The following is a 23,104-nucleotide window of genomic DNA, read 5'->3' on the forward strand; positions in this document are numbered from 1 at the left end:
GAGGAGGGCACTCGATCGGCGGGTTTGCCGCGCCGTTGCTGAATCACCATAGCGGGTGCCGCTGTTCATGCGCCTCGCGCGAGTTTTTGGGCCTGGAAGGCGCATGGTTGCTGCATGGTTGCTGCAAGGAACGAGTGCACAAGCATCGCCGGCTCGGCCGTGGCGCCCGCGCATCAGCGGCTCCACGGCGATCTAAAAAAATTCAGCGCGCAACGATTGTGTCCGGGAACATCGTGCGTGGCCACGCCAACTGCTGTTGCAGCAGAAGCCAGTCGAAGCCGCTGCCGGGGTCCGCCTTGCGGCCCGGCGCGATGTGCTCGTGTCCCGCGACGAAGGCGATCGCATAACGCTGCGCAATCGCAGGGCAGAGACTGGCCAGCGTTTCGTATTGCGCGAGCTCGAAGCGATCGCCTTCCAGGCCTTCGAGCTCGATGCCGATCGAATCGTCATTGCAGTTGGCACGACCTCGCCAGAAAGATGGGCCGGCATGCCACGCGCGGTCATCGCAACTCACGAACTGCCAGAGCTCGCCATTGCGGCGCACGTAGAAGTGTGCCGAGACCTCGATGCCACGGATGCTCCCGAAGTACGGATCGGCATTCCAGTCCAGCTGGTTCGTGAAGAGCCGCTGCACCTGGTCGCCGCCATAGCGGCCCGGCGGCAGGCTGATGGAATGCAGAACGATCAGGTCGATCTGCGCACCGGCCGGCCGCGGTCCGAAGTTCGGCGAGCGCAGCGATCGGGCGAAACGGTACCAGCCGTCCTGCCAGAGGTCGGCGCCCGTTTCTTTACTCGTCGGCAGCGTTGCCATGGGCGTCGTCGCCGCCCGGCGTTGCAATGCCCAGGCGTGCGATGCGATAGCGGATCTGCCGCAGGCTCAGGCCCAGCCGCGCCGCGGCGGCGGTGCGGTTGAAGCCGCTTTCCTGCAGCGCCCGCACGAGGATCTCTCGCTCCTGCTGATCCAAATAGCTTTGCAGATCGCTGGGTACCGCAGCGGCGGGCCGCGTCGCGGCAGGCGCGGCCTGCGGCTGCTCCGCCGCCTGCGCTGCGGCAACCGGCGGCGCGCTCGCGTGCTCGAGCGGTGCCGCGGCGCTCGAGACGTCGATGTGCAGCACATCGCCATCGCTCAGGGCGACGGCGCGGTGCAGCAGGTTCTCCAGCTCGCGCACGTTGCCGTGCAAGGGATGCTGCGACAGCCGCTGCAGCACCTCGGGCGACAGCGCGGGAATCGGCATGCCGGCGTCACGCGCGATGCGCGCCAGCAGCGCCTCGCAAAGGGCCGGCAGGTCCTCGCGACGCTCGCGCAGCGCCGGCACCGCGATCTCGATCACGTTGAGGCGATAGAACAGGTCCTGTCGGAAGCGGCCGGCCTGCACCTCGGCCTGCAGGTCCTTGTGCGTGGCGCTCACGATGCGCACGTCGACGGCGTCTTCCTGGGTCGAGCCGATCGGCCGCACGCTGCGCTCCTGGATCGCGCGCAGCAGCTTGGACTGCATGGGCAAGGGGAGATCGCCGATCTCGTCGAGGAAGAGCGTGCCGCCGCGTGCGGCCTGGAAGTAGCCATCGCGGTCCTGCGAGGAGCCGGTGTAGGAGCCTTTTCTCGCGCCGAAGAACTCGGCTTCGAGCAGGTTCTCGGGGATGGCACCGCAATTGACGGCGACGAAGGGTCCATCGCTGCGCTGGCTGCACGCGTGCACCGCGCGCGCCGCCAGTTCCTTGCCGGTGCCCGACTCGCCACGCACGAGCACCGGCGCCATGCCGCGCGCCACCTTGGCAATGCGGGACTTGACCAGGCGCATCGGCTCGGAGCCGCCGACCAGCCGTTCGAGCGCCGCCATGCCGGCGTTACTCGTAGTGGCGGCCAGTTTGCTGCCGCTGTCCTCCGCCTGGCGCGCCGGACGCGCGGGGGCGGCCTGTGCCTGCACTGCCGAAGCCACGACGCTGCGGAACTGCTTCAGGTCCACCGGCTTGGTGAGGTAGTCGAAGGCACCCGCCTTCAGGGCCTCGACCGCGTTCTCGGCCGAGCCGTAGGCCGTCATGACCACGCAGCGCTCGCTGCGCTGGTCCTGCTGAATGCGCTGCAGGATCTCCATGCCGAGCCCGTCGGGCAGCCGCATGTCGGTGATCACGGCATCGAAGCGGCCCGCATCCAGGTGCTCGCGCGCCTCCGACACGCTGCCGGCCGCTTCGACGCGATAGCCCTCGCGCAGCAGCGTGAGCTCGTAGAGCGTGCGCAAGTCGGGCTCGTCGTCGACGACCAGGATCTGAGCGGGGCGCGGGGCGGACGGATTGGAACTGCTCACGGCACTATTGTGTCAGCCCGCCTTCGCCCGGCATGAAGGCGACCGCGAATTCGTTGCCCTCCGGCTCGCCTGCACCCAGGCTGCGGCGCTCGTAGCCGATGGTGGCGCCGTGGCGTTCGCACAGCTCCCGGCACAGGTAGAGGCCGAGCCCGCTGGAGCGGCTTTCGGACGAGAAGAAGGGCTCGAACAGGTGGCGCTGCACCGCGGGCTCGAGCGGCGCGCCGTCGCTCCACACCTGCAGGGTGGCGCGGCCGGCGGCGTTCAGCCGGGTCGTCACCTGGATCGAGCCCTCGCGCGCGCCCGCGTAGCGCGCGGCGTTGTCGAGCAGGTTCACCAGGATGCGGCGCAGGTGCTCGATATCGAAGCGCACCACGCTGCCGGCCGCTTCCAATACCAGCAGCACGCCCTGGCGCTGCGTTTGTCGCACCCATTCCTCGGCCAGCGTGCGCACGGTCGGATCGAGCACCAGCTGCTCGCCCATCGGAAGCACGCGCTGCTGGCGGGCGCGGGCGACGTCGAGCACGTCGTCGACGATGCGCGACAGGCGCTGCGCATTCTGCTGGACCATGGTCGTCAGCCGGCGATGGGCCGGATCGACCAAGTCCTCGCCCAGCAGTGCGCTGGCCTGGGTGATCGCGGCCAAGGGGTTGCGGATCTCGTGTGCGACCGCCGCGGACATGCGGCCCATGGCCGCCAGCTTCTCGGTGCGAATGCGCGCCTCCAGTTCTCGCAGGTCCTGCAGGAACATCACGCACAGGCTGTCGATGCCGCGTTCGGCGGCGCGTGTGAGGCGGGTCCGCACGCGTACTTCGCGCGGCGCGCCCTGGGCTTGCGCGATCGGAATTTCGCGTGCCTGCGAGGCGCGCCGTGCGAAGGTGTTGCGCGCGATGGCCGCCAGCGGCGCCCAGGCGGGGTGCGCGCTCAGGGCGAATGGCAGTGCGAGCTGCGCCAGGCCCTGGCCGAGGATCGCGTCGGCCGCCGGGTTGGCCGCGTGCACCTGGCCCTGGGCGTCGACCACCAGCACGCCTTCGCTGAGCGTCTCGATCACCAGGTCGTTCACCAGGGCATGCATCTGCGCCGCGCCGCGGTTGCTCTGCGCCAGCGCCTCCTCGCGCATGAGGCGCCGGGCCAGCTCGTGCGCCAGCAGCGCCACCACGAAGAGACCGGTGCCGGTGAGCGCTGCCTGCACGAAGCGCGCCGAGGGCTCGGCCTGCTGCTGCAGCCAATACCAGCCGGCGTGCGCCAGCAACAGCAGCGTGACCATTGCCGTGGTGCCCAGGCCGACCGCGCCGGTGCCCAGTACGGCCCCCATCAGCACCGGCAATGCGAACAACGGCGTGTAGTTGATGCTGCCCACTTGCAGCAGTTGCAGCGTGCTGAAGACCACCAGGTCGACGCCGATGGTCGACAGCCAGGCCGTGCCGAAGCGCCGCACCGGCGGCTGGAACAGCGAGAAGCGCGCGGTGAGCAGAGTGACGACCAGGTAGCCGCCCGTCAGCGCGACCACGATCGGCTGCAGCACTTGGCCAAGCGCCAGCACCACGGCCTGGAGCAGCAGCAGCACGACGGCGATGAAGCCGCGCGCGGTCATGAAGCCGCGCCACAGGCGCAGCAGTGCCGAGCTTTCGCGGCCGGCCGCCCGATCGAGGGGCGTCCAGTCGGTCCCGGGCTCGGCACGCGACCAGAGGAAGGTGCTCATTGGCGGGTCTCGCTCGTGCCTTCTCAGTGCGTGGCGGCCTGGCGGTGCGCCACGCTGCAATACACCGTGCCGTCGCGGCCGCGCACCGCGTCCGCAGCCGGGAGGTGCAGCCCGCAATGGGCGCAGCGCAGCATGGCCTGCGGCGGCTCAAGCGTGCCCGGTGCTGGAGGCGGCGGCGGCGTACGAGACTGCAGCTCTTCGCGGCGCGCCTTGCGCCAGAGCCAGATCGCCACCAGGACGACCGCGAGGACGAGCAGGTATTTCATGCCGCCACGCGCCCTAGTACCACCTCGAGCACGAAGCGCGAGCCCACATACGCCAGCAGCAGCAGGCCCGCGCCGGCGTAGAGCACGCGTCGCGCGGTGCGGCCGCGCCAGCCGAAGCGTGCGCGCCCGATCAGCAGCACCGCGAAGCTGATCCAGGCCAGCACCGAGAACACCGTCTTGTGGTCCCATTTCCAGCCGCGCGCACTGGCACCGTACAGCTGCTCGCTGAACAGCAGGCCGGCCAGCAGGGTGGCCGACAGCAGCACGAAGCCGGCGGTCACGAAGCGGAAGGTCAGCCGCTCCATGGTGAGCAGGGGCACGCCGGCCTGCGGTTCGGCCGCGAGCCGGATCTGCTTCTCGGCGCGGGTCATGAGCCAGGCATGGATCACCGCCGCGCCGAACAGCCCGTAGGAGGCAATGCCCAGCGCGAGGTGCAGCGGCAGCCAGGGCGAGGCAGACACATGCAGGGGCGTGCCCGGAAAGACCAGCGCCAGCACCACGGCCGCGGCGCCGAGTGCCGCGAGCATGCGGCGCACCTTGAGCTGCGGATACAGGCGGCTCTCGATGGCGTACACCGTCATCACCAGCCATGCGGTGACCGACAAGGCGGGCGCGAAGCCGAAGCGCGGTTCGCCGCCGGCCAGCGCCCAGGCCAGCACGCAGGCGTGCAGCACCCAGGCGAGACCCAGCGTCCATTGCGTGGAAGGCCTTCCGAGCCAGGAGGCCGCGGCGGCCGTCGCGGCGTAGGCGGCGGCGGTGGCGATGCCCAGCGCCACGCCGAGCGGGGAGGGGATCGCTAAAATCATCGCTCGGAGTTTAGCGTCTCGCCCTTGCGTGCTCCTTCGCGAAGGCGCCCCTGCTCCCCACCTACCAGTCCCGTCCGCGGGAAGCACCATGGCCAGCGCCCTCACCGAAAAATTCTCACGCCTCGTCAAGCAGGTCAGCGGCCAGGCCCGCATCACCGAAAGCAATGTGCAGGACATGCTGCGTGAAGTACGCATGGCCTTGCTCGAAGCCGACGTTGCCCTGCCCGTCGTACGCGACTTCGTCGCCCGGGTCAAGGACAAGGCGATGGGCCAGGAAGTGCTGGGCTCGCTCAAGCCCGGTCAGGCGCTGGTCGGCATCGTCAACCGAGAGCTGGCTGCGACCATGGGCGAGGGCGTGGCCGACATCAACCTCGTGGCCCAGCCACCCGCCGTGATCCTGATGGCCGGCCTGCAGGGCGCCGGCAAGACCACCACCACCGCCAAGCTGGCCAAGCACCTGATCGAGAAGCGCAAGAAGAAGGTGCTCACCGTCTCGGGCGACGTCTACCGGCCGGCGGCCATCGAGCAGCTCAAGACCGTCACGAAGCAAGCCGGCGCCGAGTGGTTCCCCAGCACGCCGGACCAGAAGCCGCTGGACATCGCCCGCGCCGCGCTCGATCACGCCAAGCGCCATTTCTTCGATGTGCTGCTGGTCGACACCGCCGGCCGCCTCGCCATCGACGAAGTGCTGATGAACGAGATCCAGCAACTGCACGCAGCGCTGAATCCGGTGGAGACCCTGTTCGTGGTCGATGCAATGCAGGGCCAGGATGCGATCAACACCGCCAAGGCCTTCAAGGACGCGCTGCCGCTGACCGGCATCATCCTCACCAAGACCGACGGCGACTCGCGCGGCGGCGCAGCACTGTCGGTGCGGCAGGTGACCGGAGTGCCGATCAAGTTTGCCGGCACCAGCGAGAAGATCGATGGCCTCGAGGTGTTCGACGCCGAGCGCCACGCCGGCCGCATCCTCGGCATGGGCGACATCGTGGCGCTGGTCGAGCAGGTCACGGCGGGCGTCGACGTGGCGGCGGCGCAGAAACTGGCGGCCAAGGTCAAGAGCGGCGCTGGCTTCGACCTCAACGACTTCCTCGGGCAGCTGCAGCAGATGAAGCAGATGGGCGGGCTCTCCAGCATCATGGACAAGCTGCCGACGCAACTTGCCGCGAAGGCCACCGACGCCGACATGAGCCGCGCCGAGCGGGACATCCGGCGCAAGGAGGGCATCATCAACAGCATGACGCCGCTGGAGCGGCGCAAGCCGGAGCTGCTCAAGGCGACGCGCAAACGCCGCATCGCAGCGGGCGCGGGGGTTCAGGTTCAGGAAGTGAACCGGCTGCTCAACGAGTTCGAGCAGATGCAGCAGATGATGAAGAAGATGAAGGGCGGCGGCCTGATGAAGATGATGAAGCGCATGGGGGGCATGAAAGGTCTGCCCGGGATGGGCGGCGGAGGAGGAATGCCGCGGTTCTGACGAATCGAACTTCCGATGCCCCGACCCTGGCCCTTCCCCGGAGGGGACGGGAAAAGAAAAAAGCCCGCTCATCGAGCGGGCTTTTTCGTGGTGGCAAACCGTCAGGACCGCGCGAGGCGCACCGCGTGCATCCAAGCCCTGCGCAGCACTGCCGGCGAACGTGACTCTTCCGGAATCACGAGGAAGCCCCGATCGCGCATCGCGTTGCCCAGCGAGATCTGGCTGGTCAGCACGGTCAGCGGGATCGCCAGCAGCAGCGGCAGCCCCACCGGCATCAGCCAGGCCAGCGCGCCAACATCGATCAGCGCGATGCCTACCGCCAGCAAGGCGATGACCAAGGTCATCGGCGCCAGCTGAGTGAAGGCGATGCGCCAAGGCACGGCAGCGGCTTCCCGCGGAGGCGACTTCCAGTCCAGCTTGATGCCGGTCAGCGCCACCACCACGAACAGCGAGTGGGCCAGCATGCGCACAGGGGCCTGCACGATCGCCAGGGTGCTCTCCAGCGCGGCGCTCTTGAGCAGGCCGCCGACGCCGCCGTACTGGCGCTGCTCGCGGCGCATCACCACGGCCGCGATGCCCAGGATGCGCGGCAGGAACAGGAGGCACAGCGTCCACAGCCACAGGCCGGCGAGTTCCATCGGCATCACCAGCCAGTGCGCCATCACGCTCGAGCCGGTGAGCCACAGGGCCGTGCCCAGCGTCAGGAAAGCCAGCCACAGCGGCGCCGAGGCGTATGCCATGGTGCCGGTGGCGAACATGGCCCGGTGCACCGGGTGCAGGCCGGGCTCCGCCATCAGACGGGCATTCTGCAGGTTGCCCTGACACCAGCGGCGGTCGCGTTGCAGCTCGGCCAGCAGGTCCGGCGGCTGCTGCTCGTAGCTGCCCACCAGGTCGGCCACCAGCCACACGTGGTAGCCGGCACGGCGCATCAGCGCGGCCTCGACGAAGTCGTGCGACATGATGCCGCCCGACATGCCGCCGGTGCCCTTGATCGGCGCCAAAGCGCAGTGCTGCATGAAGGGCTCGATGCGGATGATCGCGTTGTGGCCCCAGTAGTGCGACTCGCCGAGCTGCCAGAACTGCATGCCGAGCGTGAACAGGCGGCCTGTCACGCGCGAGGCGAACTGCTGGGCGCGGGCGTGCAGCGTGACGTGGCCGATGGCCTGCGTCGCGGTCTGGACGATGCCGGCCGTCGGATTGGCTTCCATCAGTTTGACCATCGAGGTCAGGCAGTCGCCGCTCATCACGCTGTCGGCATCGAGCACCACCATGTAGCGGTAATCCTTGCCCCAGCGGCGGCAGAAGTCGGCCACGTTGCCGGCCTTCCGGTGGGTGCGGCGCTTGCGCAGGCGGTAGTAGACCTCGACCTGCGGCTGGTTCGGGCTGTCGGCCAGCGCGGCACGCAGGTCTTCCCACGCTGCGCGCTCGGCCGCGGCGACCTCGGGCGTGTAGCTGTCGGACAGCACGAAAACGTCGAACTGCTTCGCATGGCCGGTCGCCGCGACCGATTCGCAGGTGGCGCGCAGGCCGGCGAACACCGTGGCCACGTCCTCGTTGCAGATCGGCATGATGATCGCCGTGCGCGCTTCAGGGTTCATCGGATGGTGGGCCACCTGTTTGGCCGACAGCGCATGCTTGTCGCCGCGCACCGACACATAGAAACCCATCAGCGCAGTCACGAAGCCGGTCACCACCCAGCCCGAGAGCAGACCGTAGAGGGCGATCTGGCCATATTCGAGCCAGAGGTTGTCGTAGTCGGGCTGCACGCGGGCGAACAGCGTGGAGGCGATGACCGTGCTGAATACGGTGAGCGCCATGAAAGCCATGCGCCGCTGCTGGGCGGCCCGTTGCCAGGCCTGCGTGGGCTGCGGTGTACGCGACGCCCGGGTCGCCTTGCCGCCGGCGCCGAGCTTGACGAGCAGCGCCGTGCCGATGCTGTTCCAGAAGCCGCGCCAGGGGCGGGGGGTCATCGAGCCGCGGTTGATGGGCGGCGCCGTGACGGAGTTGGGATGGCGTTCCTCACGCAGGATGCTGCGGCGGGAGAAGTCCGCTTCGGTGAGAACGTTGAGCTGGGAGAAGTCGTTGGGCTTCATGCGTGACTCACCACCGTTGCTTTTCGATGGAAGGCGTGTCGCCAATTGCCGGAAGACGCTTGAAGACGCAGTCCGGTGCCGCGCCGCCGGCGCTGGCGAGACCGGCCGGCGGATGACCCGCGGCACGCGACCGCGAGAGGGAAAACTGCTTTTGACGCAGGCCGTCGCGCTGCGGACGCAGTGCGAAAGATGGGCTGGTAAGTGCTGTCATGCCCTTCTAAGGGCAAACCCCGTGCCAGGGCGAAAAATCCTTTGCAGATCAACCGCTTAGCGAGGTCCCGCGCTGCTTGGGCCAGCCTTTGAGGTCTAAAGACCTCCAAAACCACTGAATTTGTCGCCGGAGCCCGACAAGCCTTGTGAACGGCAGGTCAATCTCTAATGAAATCAACAACTTAGGGCCGTCGCCCCTCGGCGACAGGATCGCCGCCCGGCGACGCGGCGTCGGATTTGAAGTGCCCCGGCGTGAGCCCGTGCTTCTGCAGCAGGCGGTAGAACTCGGTGCGATTGCGGTCCGCCAGGCGGGCCGCGTCGGCCACGTTACCGTCCGTCAGCTTGAGCAGGCCCACCAGGTATTCGCGCTCGAAGCGCTGCTTGGCCTCGGCATAGGTCTGGACCTCGACGCTGGGCGAACGCAGCGCCCGCTGCACCAGGGCCAGGGGGATCAACGGCGAGCTGGACAGGGCACAGACCTGCTCGACCACGTTGAACAGCTGGCGGACGTTGCCCGGCCAGGGTGCGGTGGTCAGCGCCTTCAGTGCCTCCGGCGCGAAGCCCGAGAGCCGTTTGCCGTACTTGCTCGAGAGCCGGTGCAGGAAATGATTGGCCAGGAGCGGGATGTCCTCGCGCCGTGCCGACAGGGGCGGCAGGTGGAGTGTCACCACATTGAGCCGGTAGTAGAGGTCCTCGCGGAACTGCCCGGCCTCCATCGCGGCATCAAGGTCGCGGTGGGTGGCGGAGATGATCCGAACGTCCACGGCGATCGATTGCGTCGAGCCCACCGGGCGCACCGCGTGCTCCTGCAGCACCCGCAGCAGCTTGACCTGCAGAGCCGGCGGCATGTCGCCGATTTCATCGAGCAGCAGGGTGCCGCCGTCGGCCTGCTGGAAAAGGCCCTTGTGGTTGGCGACCGCGTCGGTGAAGGCGCCCTTCACATGGCCGAACAGCTCCGACTCCAGCAGAGCCTCCGGAATGGCGCCGCAATTGACCCCCACGAAGGGCTTGTCGGCGCGCGCACTTGCGCGGTGGATGGCGCGGGCCAGGAGTTCCTTGCCGGCACCGCTGTCGCCGCGCAGCAGAACGCTGGCGTCCGACTTGGCCACCATCCGGGCCTCAGCCAGCACCTCGGCCATGCGGTTGCTGCGGCTGACGATCTCCGCGCGCCAGCTCTCGTCGCCCACCTTGCCGCCGCTGGGCGCGGGCGAACCCAGCGCCAGCGCCTGCGCGATCTTGTCGAGCAGCTCGCGAGCGTCGTAGGGCTTGGTGAGGTAGGTGAAGACGCCTCGCGCGGTGGCTTCGACCGCGTCGGGGATGGTGCCGTGCGCGGTCAGCAGGATCACCGGCAGCGTGGGATGGCGCTTGCGGATCTCGTCGAAGAGCTGCAGGCCATCGCGGCCGGGCAGCCGCACGTCGCTCAGCACCAGCTGCGGGTGCTCGATCTCGAGCTGCGTGAGAGCCGATTCGGCCGAGGTCACGGCCGTCACCTGGTAGCCCGCGCCCGTGAGCCGCATCGACAGCAGGCGCAGCATGTCCGCATCGTCGTCCACCACCAGCAGGCGGGCGCCCGGCGGGTCTTTCGCGGCGTCGGGGGTGGCGTTCATGGCGCGGGCTTCGGGGCTGCCGGCGCGACGGGCGGCGGCGGGTTGTTCGGACGCGCGAAGCTGCGCTCGATGGCCCGCAGCGCCTCGATGCGGTCGCTCAACTGTTCGATGCGGCGCTGGCTGTCGCGCAGCTGCTGCGCCTGCCGGTCGCGCTCGTCCTCGACGCGGCGCTGCTCCTGGTAGCGCGCGGCCAGCAGCCGGGCCAGCGGATGCAGGGGCTGAGCGTCGTTCGAGGAGTTGGCGATCACGCGCTGCAACAGGCCGAGCGCGCGCGCGAGGTCGGCCGACGAGCGGGTCTGCGACAGCACCAGCGCCAGCTGCATCTGGACCAGGGGCTGCTCGCCGGGCTCGCCCAGGCGTGAAATTTCATTGGCGAGTTCGTTGCCGCCCAGCGGGCGGACCTTGTCGGCGTACCCGAGCAGGGCCGCCACGGGGCCTTGGGTGAGCTGCGTGAAGACCAACGCCGGCTGCGTCGCCGGCGCCATCGGCTCGGCCTCGACAGGCTGCACCGGCGGCGGGGGAGGAGGTGGAGGGGGCGTCTGCACGGCCACGGCTTCGGCCGGCGGCTTGGGCGGAGCGGCGCATGCAGCCAACAGCAGCGGCATGACGATGGCCGTCATGGCGAATGCGGATCTGCGAGCGATCGAGGGGAAGAACATGGGTCGGGAGAAAACGCTTGGAGCGGGCGATGGTCAGGCGGAGCGCGGCAGCTCGATGCGAAAGCGCGCGCCCGGCCCCTCGGGCAGCAGCGTGATGCGACCGCCATGGGCTGCAATGTACTCCTGCACGATGGACAGCCCGATGCCGGTGCCCTTGACCGTATGCTGGGGTTGGCGCTCACCACGGTAGAAAGGCTCGAAGATGCGGTCGCGGTCGCTCTCGGCGATGCCGGGCCCGGCGTCCTGGATCTCGATGCAGGCGAGGTCGGGCGTGCTCGACACGGTGATCGCGATGGCCCCGCCGCGTGCCGAATAGCGGATCGCGTTGGACAGCAGGTTGGCCAGCGCGGTGCCCAGCTTCACCGGGTCCACCACCAGGGTGAGCGGCTCGCCCTCGGCCCGTACCGTCAGGCCGTTGGCCTGCCATTGCAGGCGTTGGCTCTCGATCTGCTCCTCGATCAGCGGCAGCAGCGGCGTGCGCTGGCGGCGCAGCTCTCGCGCCTCGAAGGCCGCCGCGTTGAAGCGCAGCAGCGCCTCGATCTGGCCTTGCAGCGCGACCGTGTTCTGCTGCAGGATCTGCGCCACCTCGCGCTGCGCCGGATTGAGGGCACCGGTCACGCCATCCTCCAGCAGCGAGACGCCTTCTCGCAGCGCGGCCAGCGGGGTCTTGAGCTCGTGCGAGACATGGCGAAGGAAGCGCGCCTTGTCGGCGTCCAGCTCGGTCAGCCGCAGCCGCAGCCATTCAAGTTGCTGCGAAATGCGGCGCACGTCGGTTGGACCGCCGATGTCGATCGGTTCGTCAAGCCGGTTCTCGCCCAGTCCTACGATGGCGCGTTGCAGCCGCTTGAAAGGCCGTGCCAGCCAGACGCCGAACGCCAGCGCCAGCGCAACGGCCAGCGTGCTCGCGGCCAGCACTTCGCGCATCAGCCGCCGGCGCGCGTTCTCGATGCGCTGCGCCAGCGCATTGTTCTGCGCCTCGATCAGGATCTGCGCCTGCTGCGCGATGTTGGTGTTGAGTGCGTCGAGGTCGCGGAACTGCATCGCCATCGAGCTCTCGCGTGCGAGCGCGGTTTCGGGCGCGCCGCTCATGAGTCCCTCGATCACGGCGAGCTGGGCCCGCCACAGGTCGAGACCGGTGGAGGGCAAGCCATTCGCGCCCAGGCGGTCGAGCGCGTGATGGGCGTCGCGCGCCGCATCGTCGAAGCGTCGGCGCAGCACTGCGTCGTTGAGCACCAGCGACTGGCGCCCGGCGCGTTCCATGGCGGCGCTGCGCTCGGCCAAAGACTGCGCCGCGCCCGAGAGCGTCAGCGCGCGGCCTGCGGCATTGCGGCTCTGGGTCATCAGCACGTCGTACTGGAACACCGAGCGCAGCGCCACGCCCACCAGCAGCGCGGTGATCAGCAGGAACGCGAACAGCAGCAGTTGCTGAAACGAGCCGCGCGCCGATTTCAGGCTCGCCATCAGGCGGCCGGCGCGGCAAGAACTGCCGATGACGCGGTCGATTCCGCCGTGGGGACCTCGCCGCGCAGCGTGTAGGCCATCGAGCGGGTGATGTTCACCTCGATCATCTGCCCGACCAGCCGCGGGTCGCCTTCGAAGTTGACCACGCGATTGCACTCGGTGCGGCCCATCAGCTCGCTCGCATCCTTGCGCGAGCGGCCTTCGACCAGCACACGCCGGGCGGTGCCCACGAGCGCCTGGCCGAAGCGCTTCACGTTGCCGTCGATCGCCGCCTGCAGCTGCTGCAGCCGCGCCAGCTTGACCGCGTGCGGGGTGTCATCGTGCAACTGCGCGGCTGGCGTGCCCGGACGCGGGCTGAAGATGAAGCTGAAGCTGTTGTCGAATTCCAGCTCGTCGATGAGCTTCATCATCTTTTCGAAGTCGGCCTGGGTTTCCCCCGGGAAGCCGACGATGAAGTCGCTGCTCAGCGAGAGCTCCGGCCGTATGGCGCGCAGCTTGCGCACCGTGCTCTTGTATTCCATCGCCGTGTAGCCGCGCTTCATCGCCATCAGGATGCGGTCGCTGCCGTGCTGCACCGGCAGGTGCAGGTGGCTCACCAGCTTGGGCACGCGGGCGTAGGCCTCGATCAGCCGCGGCGTGAACTCGTTGGGATGGCTGGTGGTGTAGCGGATGCGCTCGATGCCGGGGATCTCGGCGACGTACTCGATGAGCAGCGCGAAATCGGCGATCTCGGCCGTGTCGCCCATGCGGCCGCGGTAGGCATTGACGTTCTGACCCAGCAGCGTGACCTCGCGCACGCCCTGGTCGGCCAGCCCGGCGATCTCGACGAGCACGTCGTCCAGCGGCCGGTTCACCTCCTCGCCGCGGGTGTACGGCACCACGCAGTAGCTGCAGTACTTGGAGCAGCCTTCCATGATCGAAACGAAGGCGGTCGCGCCCTCCACCCGTGCCGGTGGGAGCTTGTCGAACTTCTCGATCTCCGGGAAGCTGATGTCGACCTGTGGCCGGCCCGCGCGCTCGCGCTCGTGCAGCAGCTCGGGAAGACGGTGCAGGGTCTGGGGGCCGAAGACCACGTCGACGTACGGCGCGCGCGCGATGATCGCCGCGCCTTCCTGGCTGGCCACGCAGCCCCCGACGCCGATCTTCACACCGCGCGCCTTGAGGTGCTTGACGCGGCCGAGGTCGGAGAACACCTTCTCCTGCGCCTTCTCGCGCACCGAACAAGTGTTGAAGAGGATCAGGTCGGCCTCTTCCACGTCGGTGGTCGGCTCGTAGCCCTCGGCGGCGCGCAGCACGTCGGCCATCTTGTCCGAGTCGTACTCGTTCATCTGGCAGCCGAAGGTCTTGATGAAAACTTTGGGGGTCATGGGGAGGCTCCGTGGAGGTGCCGTCGAAAAGCGGACGCCCGGACGCAAAGGATCCGCGAAGGACGCAAGAAAACAAGAAAAGTCGACGGATGCCTTTCGCGACCGGCGCGCCCGGTATCCGAATTCGACCGCTACTGGCCGTACCTCGGCAACTGGTCGAACGGTGTCTTGCCGTCGTCCCGCGGCCCGGTGTCCGCCACGAAGGGCCAGAAATTCAGGAGCGGCCTCTCGGCGGTCTCGCGCTTGGCCTGGGCTTCCTCGGGCGTCAGGACCCAGACCTCGCTCACCATCCCGGCGGCGTCGCGCTTGTAGTTCACCAGCAGGTTCTGGCCGGTGAGGGCCGCCGGCATCACCAGCATCTGCTGCGCGCTGCGGATGCGGGCGCCCGGCGAGAGCCGTTCGGCCTGCCCATCGAGCTGAATTTCGGGCGCATTCACGACCATGAAGCGGCCGCGCAGCGTGCCGATGGGGAAGTTGCGGCCGCCGAGCGCGGCCTCGTTCTGGGTCTGGACCGGCTCCTGGGCGGCAGCCGGCGCCAGAACGGCGCAAAGTGCTACCAAAACGAGAGCGGACCAGGGGGTGTTGCAGCGGTTCATGGTGTTCATCCAGAGGCTGTGAGGCAGCGGCGATTCTAGCGGCCGCCTCCTGCACGAGCCGGAGAAGGCGGCGCCTACCGTGCGGTGCTTCATATCTGCTTTACTTATCTTTACGGCACCGATGGACGGCAGTCCACGACCCCTGCTCCAATAGCTGTTGTCAGGCAAAAGTGCGCCTCGAAGAACCGTGGCTGGCTTCTACCCAATCCAAAAGCGCTCATGAACAAGAAACTCGTCCTTGCCCTCGCGGGTGTGCTGATCCTGACCGCAGCCGCCGCGTGGCGCTGGGCCGGGAACAGGCCCCAAGGCATGGCGCAATCGGGCACACCGGCGGCGGGCAGCACCGCCGCGCCGGGCGCGGGTGCGAAGCCGGGTGCCGGCGCACGGGCCCTGGTCACCCTGGCAGCGGCGCAGAAGCAGGACGTCCCGATCACGGTCCAGGTCAACGGCAACGTCGTCTCGCTCAACAGCGTCGAACTGCGCCCGCAGGTGACGAACACGGTGCGCGAGGTTCATGTGAAGGAGGGGCAGTTCGTCAAGGAAGGACAGCTGCTCTTCACGCTCGACGACCGCCCCGACCAGGCCAATCTCGCCAAGGCCCGCGCCCAGCAGCAGAAGGACGAAGCCACGATGGCAGACCTGGAGCGCCAGTACCGGCGCAGCCAGGAGCTGGTGGCGCAGAACTTCATCGCCAAGGCGGCCGCCGATGCCACGCTGTCGCAGCTCGAAGCTCAGCGCGCGGCGGTGGCGGCCGACAAGGCCGCGGTGCAGTCGGCGCAGGTCGCCTTGGGCTACGCGACCCTGCGCGCGCCGATCGCCGGCCGCATCGGCGCCGTCAACATCTACCCCGGCACCCTGGTCCAGCCCAGCCTGACGCTGGTGACCATCACCCAGCTCGATCCGATCGCGGTGAGCTTCCCCGTGCCCGAAGGCAAGCTGCAGGACCTGCTGGCCGCGGCGCGCTCGCACACGCCGGTCGAGGCGCTGGTAGCCGGGCGCAAGGCGCCGTTGAAGGGCACGCTGAATTTCGTCGACAACACCGTCGATCCGCTGATCGGCACCGTGCGCGCCAAGGCCGTGTTCGACAACGCGGACCAGGCTCTGTGGCCCGGCCAGTTCGTCGAGACCCGCGTGACCGTGCGCACGCTCGAGGGCGCCACCGTGATTCCCGCGGCCGCCATCATGATGCTGGCCGAGGGCAGCTCGGTCTACGTGGTCGGCGCCGACCAAACCGCGGCGCGTCGCAAGGTCCAGGCGCTGCACACCTTCGGGACGCAGGTCGCGGTGCGCGGCGTCGAGCCCGGCGAGCAGGTCGTCATCGAAGGTAAGCAGAACGTGCGCCCGGGCGGCAAGGTGCGGCTCGACAGTGCCGCCCAGCCTCAGCGCTCCAACGGCAATGCGCCCGAAACAACGCCGGGCAGCGCCGCCTCCGCCACGCCCGGCACCGCCAGCGTGATCGCGGAGCGGGAGCGCACATGAACATTTCCGAGCTCTGCATCCGTCGTCCCGCGATGACGGTGCTGCTCTCTGCCGCCGCGGTGGTGGCCGGCATCTTCGCGTACTTCCAGATTCCGGTCGCGGCCTTGCCGAGCTACAACACGCCGGTCATCAACGTCAATGCGCAGCTGCCGGGCGCCAGCCCGGACACCATGGCCTCCTCGGTCGCGCTGCCGCTGGAGAAGCAGTTCTCCACCATTCCCGGGCTGCAGACCATCAGCTCGGTCAACACCCAGGGCGTGAGCTCGATCACGCTCGAATTCGTCAGCAGCCGCGACATCGACGCCGCCGCGGTCGACGTGCAGGCGGCGCTGCTGCGCGCGCAGCGCCAGCTGCCGGTCGAGCTGACGCAGATGCCTTCGTACCGCAAGGTCAACCCGGCCGATGCGCCGGTGCTGTTCATCTCGCTGGTCTCGCCCTCGATGACGCCGGCGGAGCTCAACGACTACGCCGAGAACCTGATCTCCCCGACGCTCTCCACCATCGATGGCGTGGCCCAGGTGGCGGTCTACGGCCGCAAGGCCTTCGCGGTGCGCGTGAAGGCCGACGCCGATCTCCTCAACGCCCGCAACATCACCCTCGACGAGCTGGCCAATGCGGTGCGCCTGGCCAATGCCAACACGCCGGTGGGCGTGCTCGACGGCCCGCGCCAGACGCTCACCATCCAGGCCAACGAGCAGATGCTCAAGGCGGCCGACTTCGCCAAGGTGATCGTCGGCCAGCGCAACGGCGCCCCGGTGCGCCTCGACGAAGTGGCCACCATCGAGGACAGCTTCGAGTCGGTCAAGACCGCCAGCAGCTTCAACGGCCAGAGCTCGATCTCGCTGGCCGTGCTGCGCCAGCCCAACGCCAACACGGTGCAGGTGGTGGACGCGGTGCGCGCGCTGATGCCGCGCTTCCGCGACGAGCTGCCCCAGTCGGTCGAGATCAACATGGTGAACGACCGCTCAATCTCGATCCGCGAGGCGGTCCACGACGTGCAGCTCACGCTGCTGGGCACGGTGCTGCTGGTGGTGCTGGTGATCTTCCTGTTCCTGCACCGCGTGGTGGCCACGCTGATCCCAGCGGCCACCATCCCGATCTCGCTGATCGGCGCCGTGGCGCTGCTCTACGCCTTCGGCTACAGCCTCGACAACGTCTCGCTGCTGGGCATCACGTTGGCCGTGGGCCTGGTGGTCGACGACGCCATCGTGGTGCTCGAAAACATCATGCGCTACGTCGAAAAGGGCATGGAGCCGATGGCCGCCGCGCTGCGTGGGGCGCGCGAGGTGGGCTTCACCATCATCTCGATCTCGATCTCGCTGGTGGCGGTGTTCATCCCGATCTTCTTCATGCCCGGCGTGATCGGCCTGCTGTTCCACGAGTTCGCGGTGGTGGTGGGCCTGGCGGTGCTGGTGTCGGCGGTCGTGTCGCTCACCCTGGTGCCGATGCTCGCCAGCCGCCTGGTGCGGCACACGCCGCGCGCCGACGGCGCCGACGACCACGAGGACGGCCACCCCGAGCCCGGCACCGCGATCGGCCGCGGCTTCGAGCGCGGCTACCGCTGGGTGCACGGCGGCTACATGCGCACGCTCGACTGGACGCTGCACCATCGCCACACGATGCTGCTGGTCGCGGCCGCGACCTTCGCGCTCACGGCCTGGATGTTCATCACCATCCCGAAGGGCTTTTTCCCCGAGGAGGACATCGGGCAGATCCAGATCACGACCGAGGCCGCCGAGGACATTTCCTTCCCCGCGATGAACGCCCTGCAGAACCGCGTCTCCGATGCGCTGCAGGCCGACCCGAGCGTGGCCTACGTGAACTCCTTCATCGGCGTCGGCGGCCCCACCGCCACGCAGAACGCCGGCCGCCTGTTCGCAGTGCTCAAGCCGCGCGCCGAGCGCCCGCCGATGCCGCAGGTGCTGGAGCAGCTGCGCAAGCGCTTCCGCGAAATCCCCGGCATCGCCGTCTACATGCAGCCCGTGCAGAACCTTCGCCTGGGCGGCCGCCAGAGCAAGGCGCGCTTCCAGTACACGTTGCAGAGCGTGAACGCCGGCGCCACCACGGAGTGGGCCGAGAAGCTCATGGAGCGCATGCGCGCCGACGCGGACTTCCGCGACGTCACCAGCGACTCGCAGAACCGCGGCTTGCAGGCCACGCTGGAGATCGACCGCGACAAGGCCGGCGTGCTCGGCGTCGCGGTCGGCGACTTGCGCACCGCGCTCTACAACGCCTACGGCGACCGCCAGATCGGCAGCATCTACGCGCCCAGCAACACCTACCAGGTGATCCTCTCGGCGGCCGACAACGACCGCCAGTTCGAGGAGGACATGTCGCGCCTGTCCGTGCGCAACAAGGCCGGCCAGCTGGTGCCGCTGTCGGCCTTCTCGACCGTCAAGCGCACGGTGGGCCCGACCTCGGTCAACCACCAGGGGCAGCTGCAGGCGGTGACGGTCTCCTTCAACCTGGCGCCCGATGTGCCACTGGGCAACGCGACCGCGAAGATCGACCGTTTCAAGGCCGAGCTCAAGATCCCGCCCTCGATCATCACCAGCTATGGCGGCGACGCGGCGGTGTTCCAGAGCTCGCAGGGCAGCCAGGCGGTGCTGCTGATCCTGGCGGTGCTGGTGATCTACGTGCTGCTCGGCGTGCTCTACGAAAGCTACATCCACCCGCTCACCATCCTCGCCGGCCTGCCCTCGGCGGCGGTGGGCGCTCTGCTGTCGCTCAAGCTCTTCGGCTTCGACCTGACGCTCATCGCGACCATCGGCATCCTGCTGCTGATCGGCATCGTCAAGAAGAACGCGATCATGATGATCGACTTCGCGCTGGACGCCCAGCGCACGCAGGGCCTGCAGCCCGTGGACGCGATCCGCGAGGCCTGCCGCCTGCGCTTCCGCCCGATCCTGATGACCACGCTGGCCGCATTGATGGGCGCGCTGCCGCTCGCGCTGGGCCTGGGTGCCGGCGCCGAGCTGCGCCAGCCGCTGGGCGTCGCGGTGGTGGGCGGCCTGCTCTTCTCGCAGGTGATCACGCTCTACATCACGCCGGCCATCTACCTCGCGCTGGACCGCTACAGCGGCACCGGGCCGATGCAGGAACTGCCGGACGAGAAGATCACGCACGCGGTGCCGGGCACGGCCGGCTGACCCCCGCGCCTACTTCGCGAACAGCCGGCCGATATCGGCGAAGGCCTTGAGCTCCAGGGCGTTGCCGGAGGGATCGAGGAAGAACATCGTCGCCTGCTCGCCGGGCTCGCCCTTGAAGCGGATGTAGGGCTCGATCACGAATGCCACCCCGTGCGCCTTCAGGCGCGCCGCCATGGCCTCCCAGTCGGCCATCGGCAGCACGATGCCGAAGTGCCGCACCGGCACGCCGTGGCCGTCGACCGCGTTGCGCTGCGTCGCGCCGGTTTCGCCGGGCGCGAGATGCGCCACGATCTGGTGCCCGTAGAAGTTGAAGTCCACCCAGTCGTCGGCGCTGCGGCCCTCGGGGCAGCCCAGCAGCTCGCCGTAGAACCGGCGGGCCTGCGTCAGGTCGTGCACCGGGAAGGCCAGGTGGAAGGGGGACAGCAGGGCGGGGTTGGTGGTGGGGAAGATCATCGCAAGGCCGGTCCGGAATGAGGAGGCGCGATCCTAGGCCTGGATGAGAGAAAGAAAAATCAATATATTTTTGCCATGAGCATCAACAGAATTTGTGAATGATCCGCGAGCTCAGAACGCTCGTCGCCGTCGCCCGCGAAGGCACCTTCGCCGCGGCCGGCCAGAAGATCGGGCTGACGCAGGCGGCGGTCAGCGCGCAGATGCAGCGGCTGGAGACCGAGCTCGGCTTTTCCCTGTTCGACCGCAGCGCCCGTGCGGCTCGTTTGAACGCGGCCGGGCAGGAGACACTGGCCCGTGCCACGGAGCTGATCCGGCTCTATGGCGAACTGGGCTCGCGGCACGCGGCCTCGGGCGCCGCGATGCCGCTCGATATCGGCGCGATCGCATCCGCCCAGCGGGTGCTCCTGGCCGAGGCGCTGGCCAGCTTCCATCGGCAATCGCCGGGCTGCCGCACGCGCGTGATGCCCGGCGTCTCCATGGAGCTGCTCAACCGCGTGGACGCCGGCGAGCTCGAGATGGCCGTCATCATCCGCCCGCCCTTCGCGCTGCAGAGCGACCTGCGCTGGACCACGCTGGCGCACGAGCCCTTCCGCCTGCTGGTGCCGCGGCAATTGCCGGGCAGCGACTGGGTCGAACTGCTGTCCAGCCATCCCTTCGTGCGCTACGACCGCGCCTCGTTCGGCGGGCGGCAGGTGGACCGCTTCCTGCGCGCCACGCACCTGGTCGTGCGGGATGTCTGCGAGCTCGACGAACTGGACGCGATCGTGAGCCTGGTCGCCAAGGGTCTGGGCGTCGCACTGGTGCCGCAGACCGCGACCCACCGGCGCTGGCCCGCCGCGGTGCGCGCCATCGACCTGGGCCGCCACACCTTCCACCGCGACATCGGGCTGGTGCATCGCGGCAGCCGCTCGCCCGCCGGGCCCGCGGGGCTGCTGGCGCGGCAGATCCGCGCCGCCTATGAAAGCCTGGGAAAGACCACGGGCGCGGTGTGAACGGGTCCGTCGTCCACGACAGCTCAGATCACCGGATCCCGCTGCAACGCCACCGCCTGTCTGCTACTGGCGAACTGCCCGCTGGTGCGTGCTGCCGGCGCAGCATGCGGCGAAGAAGCCACCGCCGTGCCCTGCACCACCCGCAGCGCCCAGTCGCACACCACCTCCATGAAGGTTCGCTGCGATTCCATCGAGGTGAGGCTGTGGTCGATGTCGCCGATGAAACGGTACTCGAAACGCTGCGTGAAGGGCTCGCTGGCGAAGGGGCCGAGCTGGTCGCGGCCGCGGTCGACCACGTGCATGGTGCCGGTGTAGAACAGCAGGACCGCGACATTGCGCTCCGCGACCTGCGTCATCGAGCGGCGGAACACCGCGGCCGTGACTTCCGGCGGGTCGGACTCGAAGATGTGCGGCGCGGCGGCGGCGGCGGCCTTGGCGGAGAACTTGCGCTGCAGCCAGCGCGCCGTCTTGCCGATCACCGCCGGGTTGGTCGGCGCGGCGAGCGCGCGGCGGATCTGGCGCTCCAGCTGCACGCGCCGGCCGGGGAAGGCATAGCCGTCGAACATCAGGAGGCCCACCACGCGGGGGTCGGCCACGGCCAGCGACAAGCCATTGGTGGCGCCGGAGCACAGGCCGATCACGATGAAGCGGCGCACGCCCAGCATGGTCTGGATCAGGTTCATGGCCGCCTGCAGGTCCAGCACGGCCTGCGTGAGGAAGTGTTCGGCGCCGCTCGCCGGCCCGCTGTCGCCCAGGCCGGCGAGGTCCATGCGGATGCAGCTGATGCCGCGGCCCGCCATCTCGCGCGCCAGCTTGACGTTGATGCGCCGGGGTCCGATGCGGTGGTTGGCGCCCATGTTGAGCATCAGGCACGCCACCGGCGCCAGCGGCCCCTCGGCTGGCGTGGTGATGATGCCGATCAGCGAACCGTCGGGCCCGAACTGGACGGGTGTCTCTTTGTAGTCACTCATGTATGACCGCCAGCAATCGCTGCAGCGCCTCCGTGGGAACCATCGCATTATTAGGGTGGGGGTCGGACGTCCATATCAGGGGATGCTCGAACGCCGAAGCCCGCACCGGCATGTTGCGCGCGGCCTCCTGAGCCGCCCACTGATGAGCAGCCTGGTCCTCAGCATCGGCCAGGACCACCGTCTCGTGCAGCGCCGTGAGCTGCAGGCTGGCCGGCGCCAGCGCGCGCAATTGATCCCGCATCAGCGGCGACACGCCGAATCCGAAGATCTCCCCGGTGAATGCGTCAGGGTCCCGGGCCAGCTGGCGGCGCCAGGCCGGGTCGGGCACGCAGAAAGAACGCTCCAGCGCATCGACATGGCCGGCGCGCAGCGTCTCGAGGTAGCGCGCGCCGTCCACGATCGGGTCCCACAGGATCAGCCGCGCCGGATCGCAGCGGCCGCTCTTGGCCGCCATCACGGCCAGCGCCGCACCCAGGCGCGCACCGAGCCAGATGATGCGCCGGGCGCCGGTGCGCCGCCGCAGCTCTTCGTGCGCGGTGCAGACGTCGCGCCGCCAGCCTTCGAGGTCGCCGTCGGTGTCTTCGCCGGGCGAGTCGCCGCTGCCGTGGTAGTCGAAGCGAAGCACCGCCACGCCGGCCCGCGCGAGCCGGTCGGACAGCACGCGAAACAGCCGGTGGCCGCGCACGGCCTCCTGGCCGAAGGGCATGCAGATCAGAACCGCGAGCTTGCCTTGGCGCTCGGGTGCGTGGAACAGCCCGAACAGCTGCCTGGAGGCCGGGCCGAAGAGCATCGGGGTCATGCGCAGATCTCTTGGGGGGCCAGGGGCCGGCACGCTGCCGCGGCCGGCTCGCGCGCCAGCACGCGGGCCACGGCGCACAGCGCTCCCTGGACATCGTGGAAGGAAGACAGCGCCAGGCGAGCGCGGCCGTCCGCTGTATCGATCGCTACTTCACGCGCGTCGGGCGAGACGCCCACCTCGAAGCCGCGCGTGTCCACCGACAGGCCGATGCCGGTGGCCTTGAGGCAGGCCTCCTTGCGCGTCCAACAGCAGAGGAAGGCGCGGTCGCGTGCCTCGGGAGCGAGTGCGGCCAGCGCGCGCCGCTCGGCCGGGGTGAAGTAGGTCTCGGCCAGGGCCTCGGCGTCCGGCATCGGGCGCAGCAGCTCGACGTCCGCGCCCACCTCGCCGTCATCGCAGACGGCGATCAAGGCGAGCGACTGGCTGTGGCTGAGGTTGAAGTGCAGGCCATCGTGCTCGACGAGCCTGGGCTTGCCGAAGGGGCCCAGCGCGAACTCCAGCATCGAGGCCGGGATGCCGCATTGGGTGGAGAGCGTCTCGCGCAAGGCAGCATGCGCGGCGATGAAGCGGTTGCGATCGCGCTTGAAGACGAAGCGCCGTGCGCGCTCCCATTCCGCTTCCGAGAGACACGCCACGGCCTGCGGTGCCGGCGTGGCGTCCAGGTCCACCTGCCACAGGCGGCAGCAGTGCGTCGAGGCGGGGAGCTGCACGGTCGTCATGGCG

At 69.0% G+C, this 23,104-nt stretch carries 19 protein-coding genes; 4 read left to right on the plus strand and 15 right to left on the minus strand.

The features are described 5' to 3' along the window. Window positions 1-202: 202 nt before the first annotated feature. Genes ampD through J2739_RS09490 form a run of 5 tightly spaced genes read right to left on the minus strand, consistent with a single transcriptional unit; the run spans window position 203 to window position 5,074 of the window. The gene (ampD, locus tag J2739_RS09470) at window positions 203-811 is read right to left on the minus strand and encodes a 1,6-anhydro-N-acetylmuramyl-L-alanine amidase AmpD (RefSeq protein WP_309900829.1); all 609 of its coding nucleotides are present in this window, start codon (window positions 809-811) and stop codon (window positions 203-205) included. Then, window positions 789-2,303: a sigma-54-dependent transcriptional regulator gene (locus J2739_RS09475; protein WP_309900831.1), complete on the minus strand. Its 1,515-nt coding sequence runs from the start codon at window positions 2,301-2,303 to the stop codon at window positions 789-791. Before J2739_RS09475 ends, ampD begins: the two co-directional genes overlap by 23 nt. A 4-nt stretch (window positions 2,304-2,307) precedes the next feature. After that, window positions 2,308-4,002, minus strand: a complete 1,695-nt coding sequence (locus J2739_RS09480; protein ID WP_309900833.1) for a two-component system sensor histidine kinase NtrB — start codon at window positions 4,000-4,002, stop codon at window positions 2,308-2,310. A gap of 23 nt (window positions 4,003-4,025) precedes the next feature. Continuing rightward, window positions 4,026-4,268, minus strand: a complete 243-nt coding sequence (locus J2739_RS09485) for a PP0621 family protein (protein WP_309900835.1) — start codon at window positions 4,266-4,268, stop codon at window positions 4,026-4,028. Then, window positions 4,265-5,074 (minus strand): cytochrome C assembly family protein, encoded by an 810-nt coding sequence (locus tag J2739_RS09490; RefSeq protein ID WP_309900837.1) that lies wholly within the window; start codon window positions 5,072-5,074, stop codon window positions 4,265-4,267. Before J2739_RS09490 ends, J2739_RS09485 begins: the two co-directional genes overlap by 4 nt. An 88-nt stretch (window positions 5,075-5,162) precedes the next feature. On the opposite strand from J2739_RS09490, the gene ffh reads away from it, so the two are divergent. Further along, a complete protein-coding gene (ffh, locus tag J2739_RS09495; protein WP_309900839.1) occupies window positions 5,163-6,548 on the plus strand; it encodes a signal recognition particle protein in 1,386 nt (461 codons plus the stop codon). A 101-nt stretch (window positions 6,549-6,649) separates the two neighbouring features. Here ffh and mdoH read toward each other — a convergent pair whose 3' ends face one another. From mdoH to J2739_RS09525, 6 genes are all read right to left on the minus strand, one after another. Continuing rightward, complete coding sequence (mdoH, locus tag J2739_RS09500; protein ID WP_309900841.1) at window positions 6,650-8,641, minus strand: glucans biosynthesis glucosyltransferase MdoH; 1,992 nt, start codon at window positions 8,639-8,641, stop codon at window positions 6,650-6,652. 392 nt (window positions 8,642-9,033) lie between these two features. Next, complete coding sequence (locus J2739_RS09505; protein WP_309900842.1) at window positions 9,034-10,458, minus strand: sigma 54-interacting transcriptional regulator; 1,425 nt, start codon at window positions 10,456-10,458, stop codon at window positions 9,034-9,036. Further along, window positions 10,455-11,078 carry a hypothetical protein gene (locus J2739_RS09510; RefSeq protein ID WP_309900844.1) on the minus strand — a complete coding sequence of 208 codons (624 nt, stop codon included), beginning with the start codon at window positions 11,076-11,078 and terminating at the stop codon, window positions 10,455-10,457. Before J2739_RS09510 ends, J2739_RS09505 begins: the two co-directional genes overlap by 4 nt. A 72-nt stretch (window positions 11,079-11,150) precedes the next feature. Beyond that, on the minus strand, window positions 11,151-12,578 hold the full coding sequence (locus tag J2739_RS09515) for a sensor histidine kinase (protein ID WP_309900846.1): 1,428 nt from the start codon (window positions 12,576-12,578) through the stop codon (window positions 11,151-11,153). After that, on the minus strand, window positions 12,578-13,945 hold the full coding sequence (gene miaB, locus J2739_RS09520) for a tRNA (N6-isopentenyl adenosine(37)-C2)-methylthiotransferase MiaB (RefSeq protein ID WP_309900848.1): 1,368 nt from the start codon (window positions 13,943-13,945) through the stop codon (window positions 12,578-12,580). The genes J2739_RS09515 and miaB overlap by 1 nt, the downstream gene beginning before the upstream one ends. Before the next feature lie 131 nt (window positions 13,946-14,076). Beyond that, window positions 14,077-14,550 (minus strand): hypothetical protein, encoded by a 474-nt coding sequence (locus tag J2739_RS09525; RefSeq protein ID WP_309900850.1) that lies wholly within the window; start codon window positions 14,548-14,550, stop codon window positions 14,077-14,079. 210 nt (window positions 14,551-14,760) lie between these two features. Here J2739_RS09525 and J2739_RS09530 point away from each other — a divergent pair, with 210 nt between their 5' ends. Together J2739_RS09530 and J2739_RS09535 are read left to right on the plus strand one after the other, a co-directional pair. Then, window positions 14,761-16,020, plus strand: a complete 1,260-nt coding sequence (locus J2739_RS09530) for an efflux RND transporter periplasmic adaptor subunit (RefSeq protein ID WP_309900852.1) — start codon at window positions 14,761-14,763, stop codon at window positions 16,018-16,020. Further along, window positions 16,017-19,169, plus strand: coding sequence for an efflux RND transporter permease subunit (locus J2739_RS09535; RefSeq protein WP_309900854.1), 3,153 nt, complete (start codon window positions 16,017-16,019; stop codon window positions 19,167-19,169). Before J2739_RS09530 ends, J2739_RS09535 begins: the two co-directional genes overlap by 4 nt. A 9-nt stretch (window positions 19,170-19,178) precedes the next feature. Here the strand turns inward: J2739_RS09535 and J2739_RS09540 are convergent, their stop codons facing one another. Then, the gene (locus J2739_RS09540) at window positions 19,179-19,622 is read right to left on the minus strand and encodes a VOC family protein (RefSeq protein WP_309900856.1); all 444 of its coding nucleotides are present in this window, start codon (window positions 19,620-19,622) and stop codon (window positions 19,179-19,181) included. A gap of 98 nt (window positions 19,623-19,720) precedes the next feature. On the opposite strand from J2739_RS09540, the gene J2739_RS09545 reads away from it, so the two are divergent. Then, complete coding sequence (locus J2739_RS09545; RefSeq protein WP_309900858.1) at window positions 19,721-20,614, plus strand: LysR family transcriptional regulator; 894 nt, start codon at window positions 19,721-19,723, stop codon at window positions 20,612-20,614. Between the two features lie 23 nt (window positions 20,615-20,637). Here the strand turns inward: J2739_RS09545 and J2739_RS09550 are convergent, their stop codons facing one another. From J2739_RS09550 to J2739_RS09560, 3 genes are read right to left on the minus strand one after another with little or no spacing between them, the layout of a single operon-like run. Then, the gene (locus J2739_RS09550; RefSeq protein ID WP_309900860.1) at window positions 20,638-21,585 is read right to left on the minus strand and encodes an alpha/beta fold hydrolase; all 948 of its coding nucleotides are present in this window, start codon (window positions 21,583-21,585) and stop codon (window positions 20,638-20,640) included. Next, window positions 21,578-22,384 carry an alpha/beta hydrolase family protein gene (locus J2739_RS09555; RefSeq protein WP_309900862.1) on the minus strand — a complete coding sequence of 269 codons (807 nt, stop codon included), beginning with the start codon at window positions 22,382-22,384 and terminating at the stop codon, window positions 21,578-21,580. The genes J2739_RS09550 and J2739_RS09555 overlap by 8 nt, the downstream gene beginning before the upstream one ends. Continuing rightward, window positions 22,381-23,100: a 4'-phosphopantetheinyl transferase family protein gene (locus tag J2739_RS09560; protein ID WP_309900865.1), complete on the minus strand. Its 720-nt coding sequence runs from the start codon at window positions 23,098-23,100 to the stop codon at window positions 22,381-22,383. The genes J2739_RS09555 and J2739_RS09560 overlap by 4 nt, the downstream gene beginning before the upstream one ends. Between the last annotated feature and the right edge of the window lie 4 nt (window positions 23,101-23,104).

Origin of the sequence: Variovorax soli (assembly GCF_031454625.1) — a bacterium.
GTDB classification, from domain to species: Bacteria; Pseudomonadota; Gammaproteobacteria; order Burkholderiales; family Burkholderiaceae_C; genus Variovorax; species Variovorax soli_A.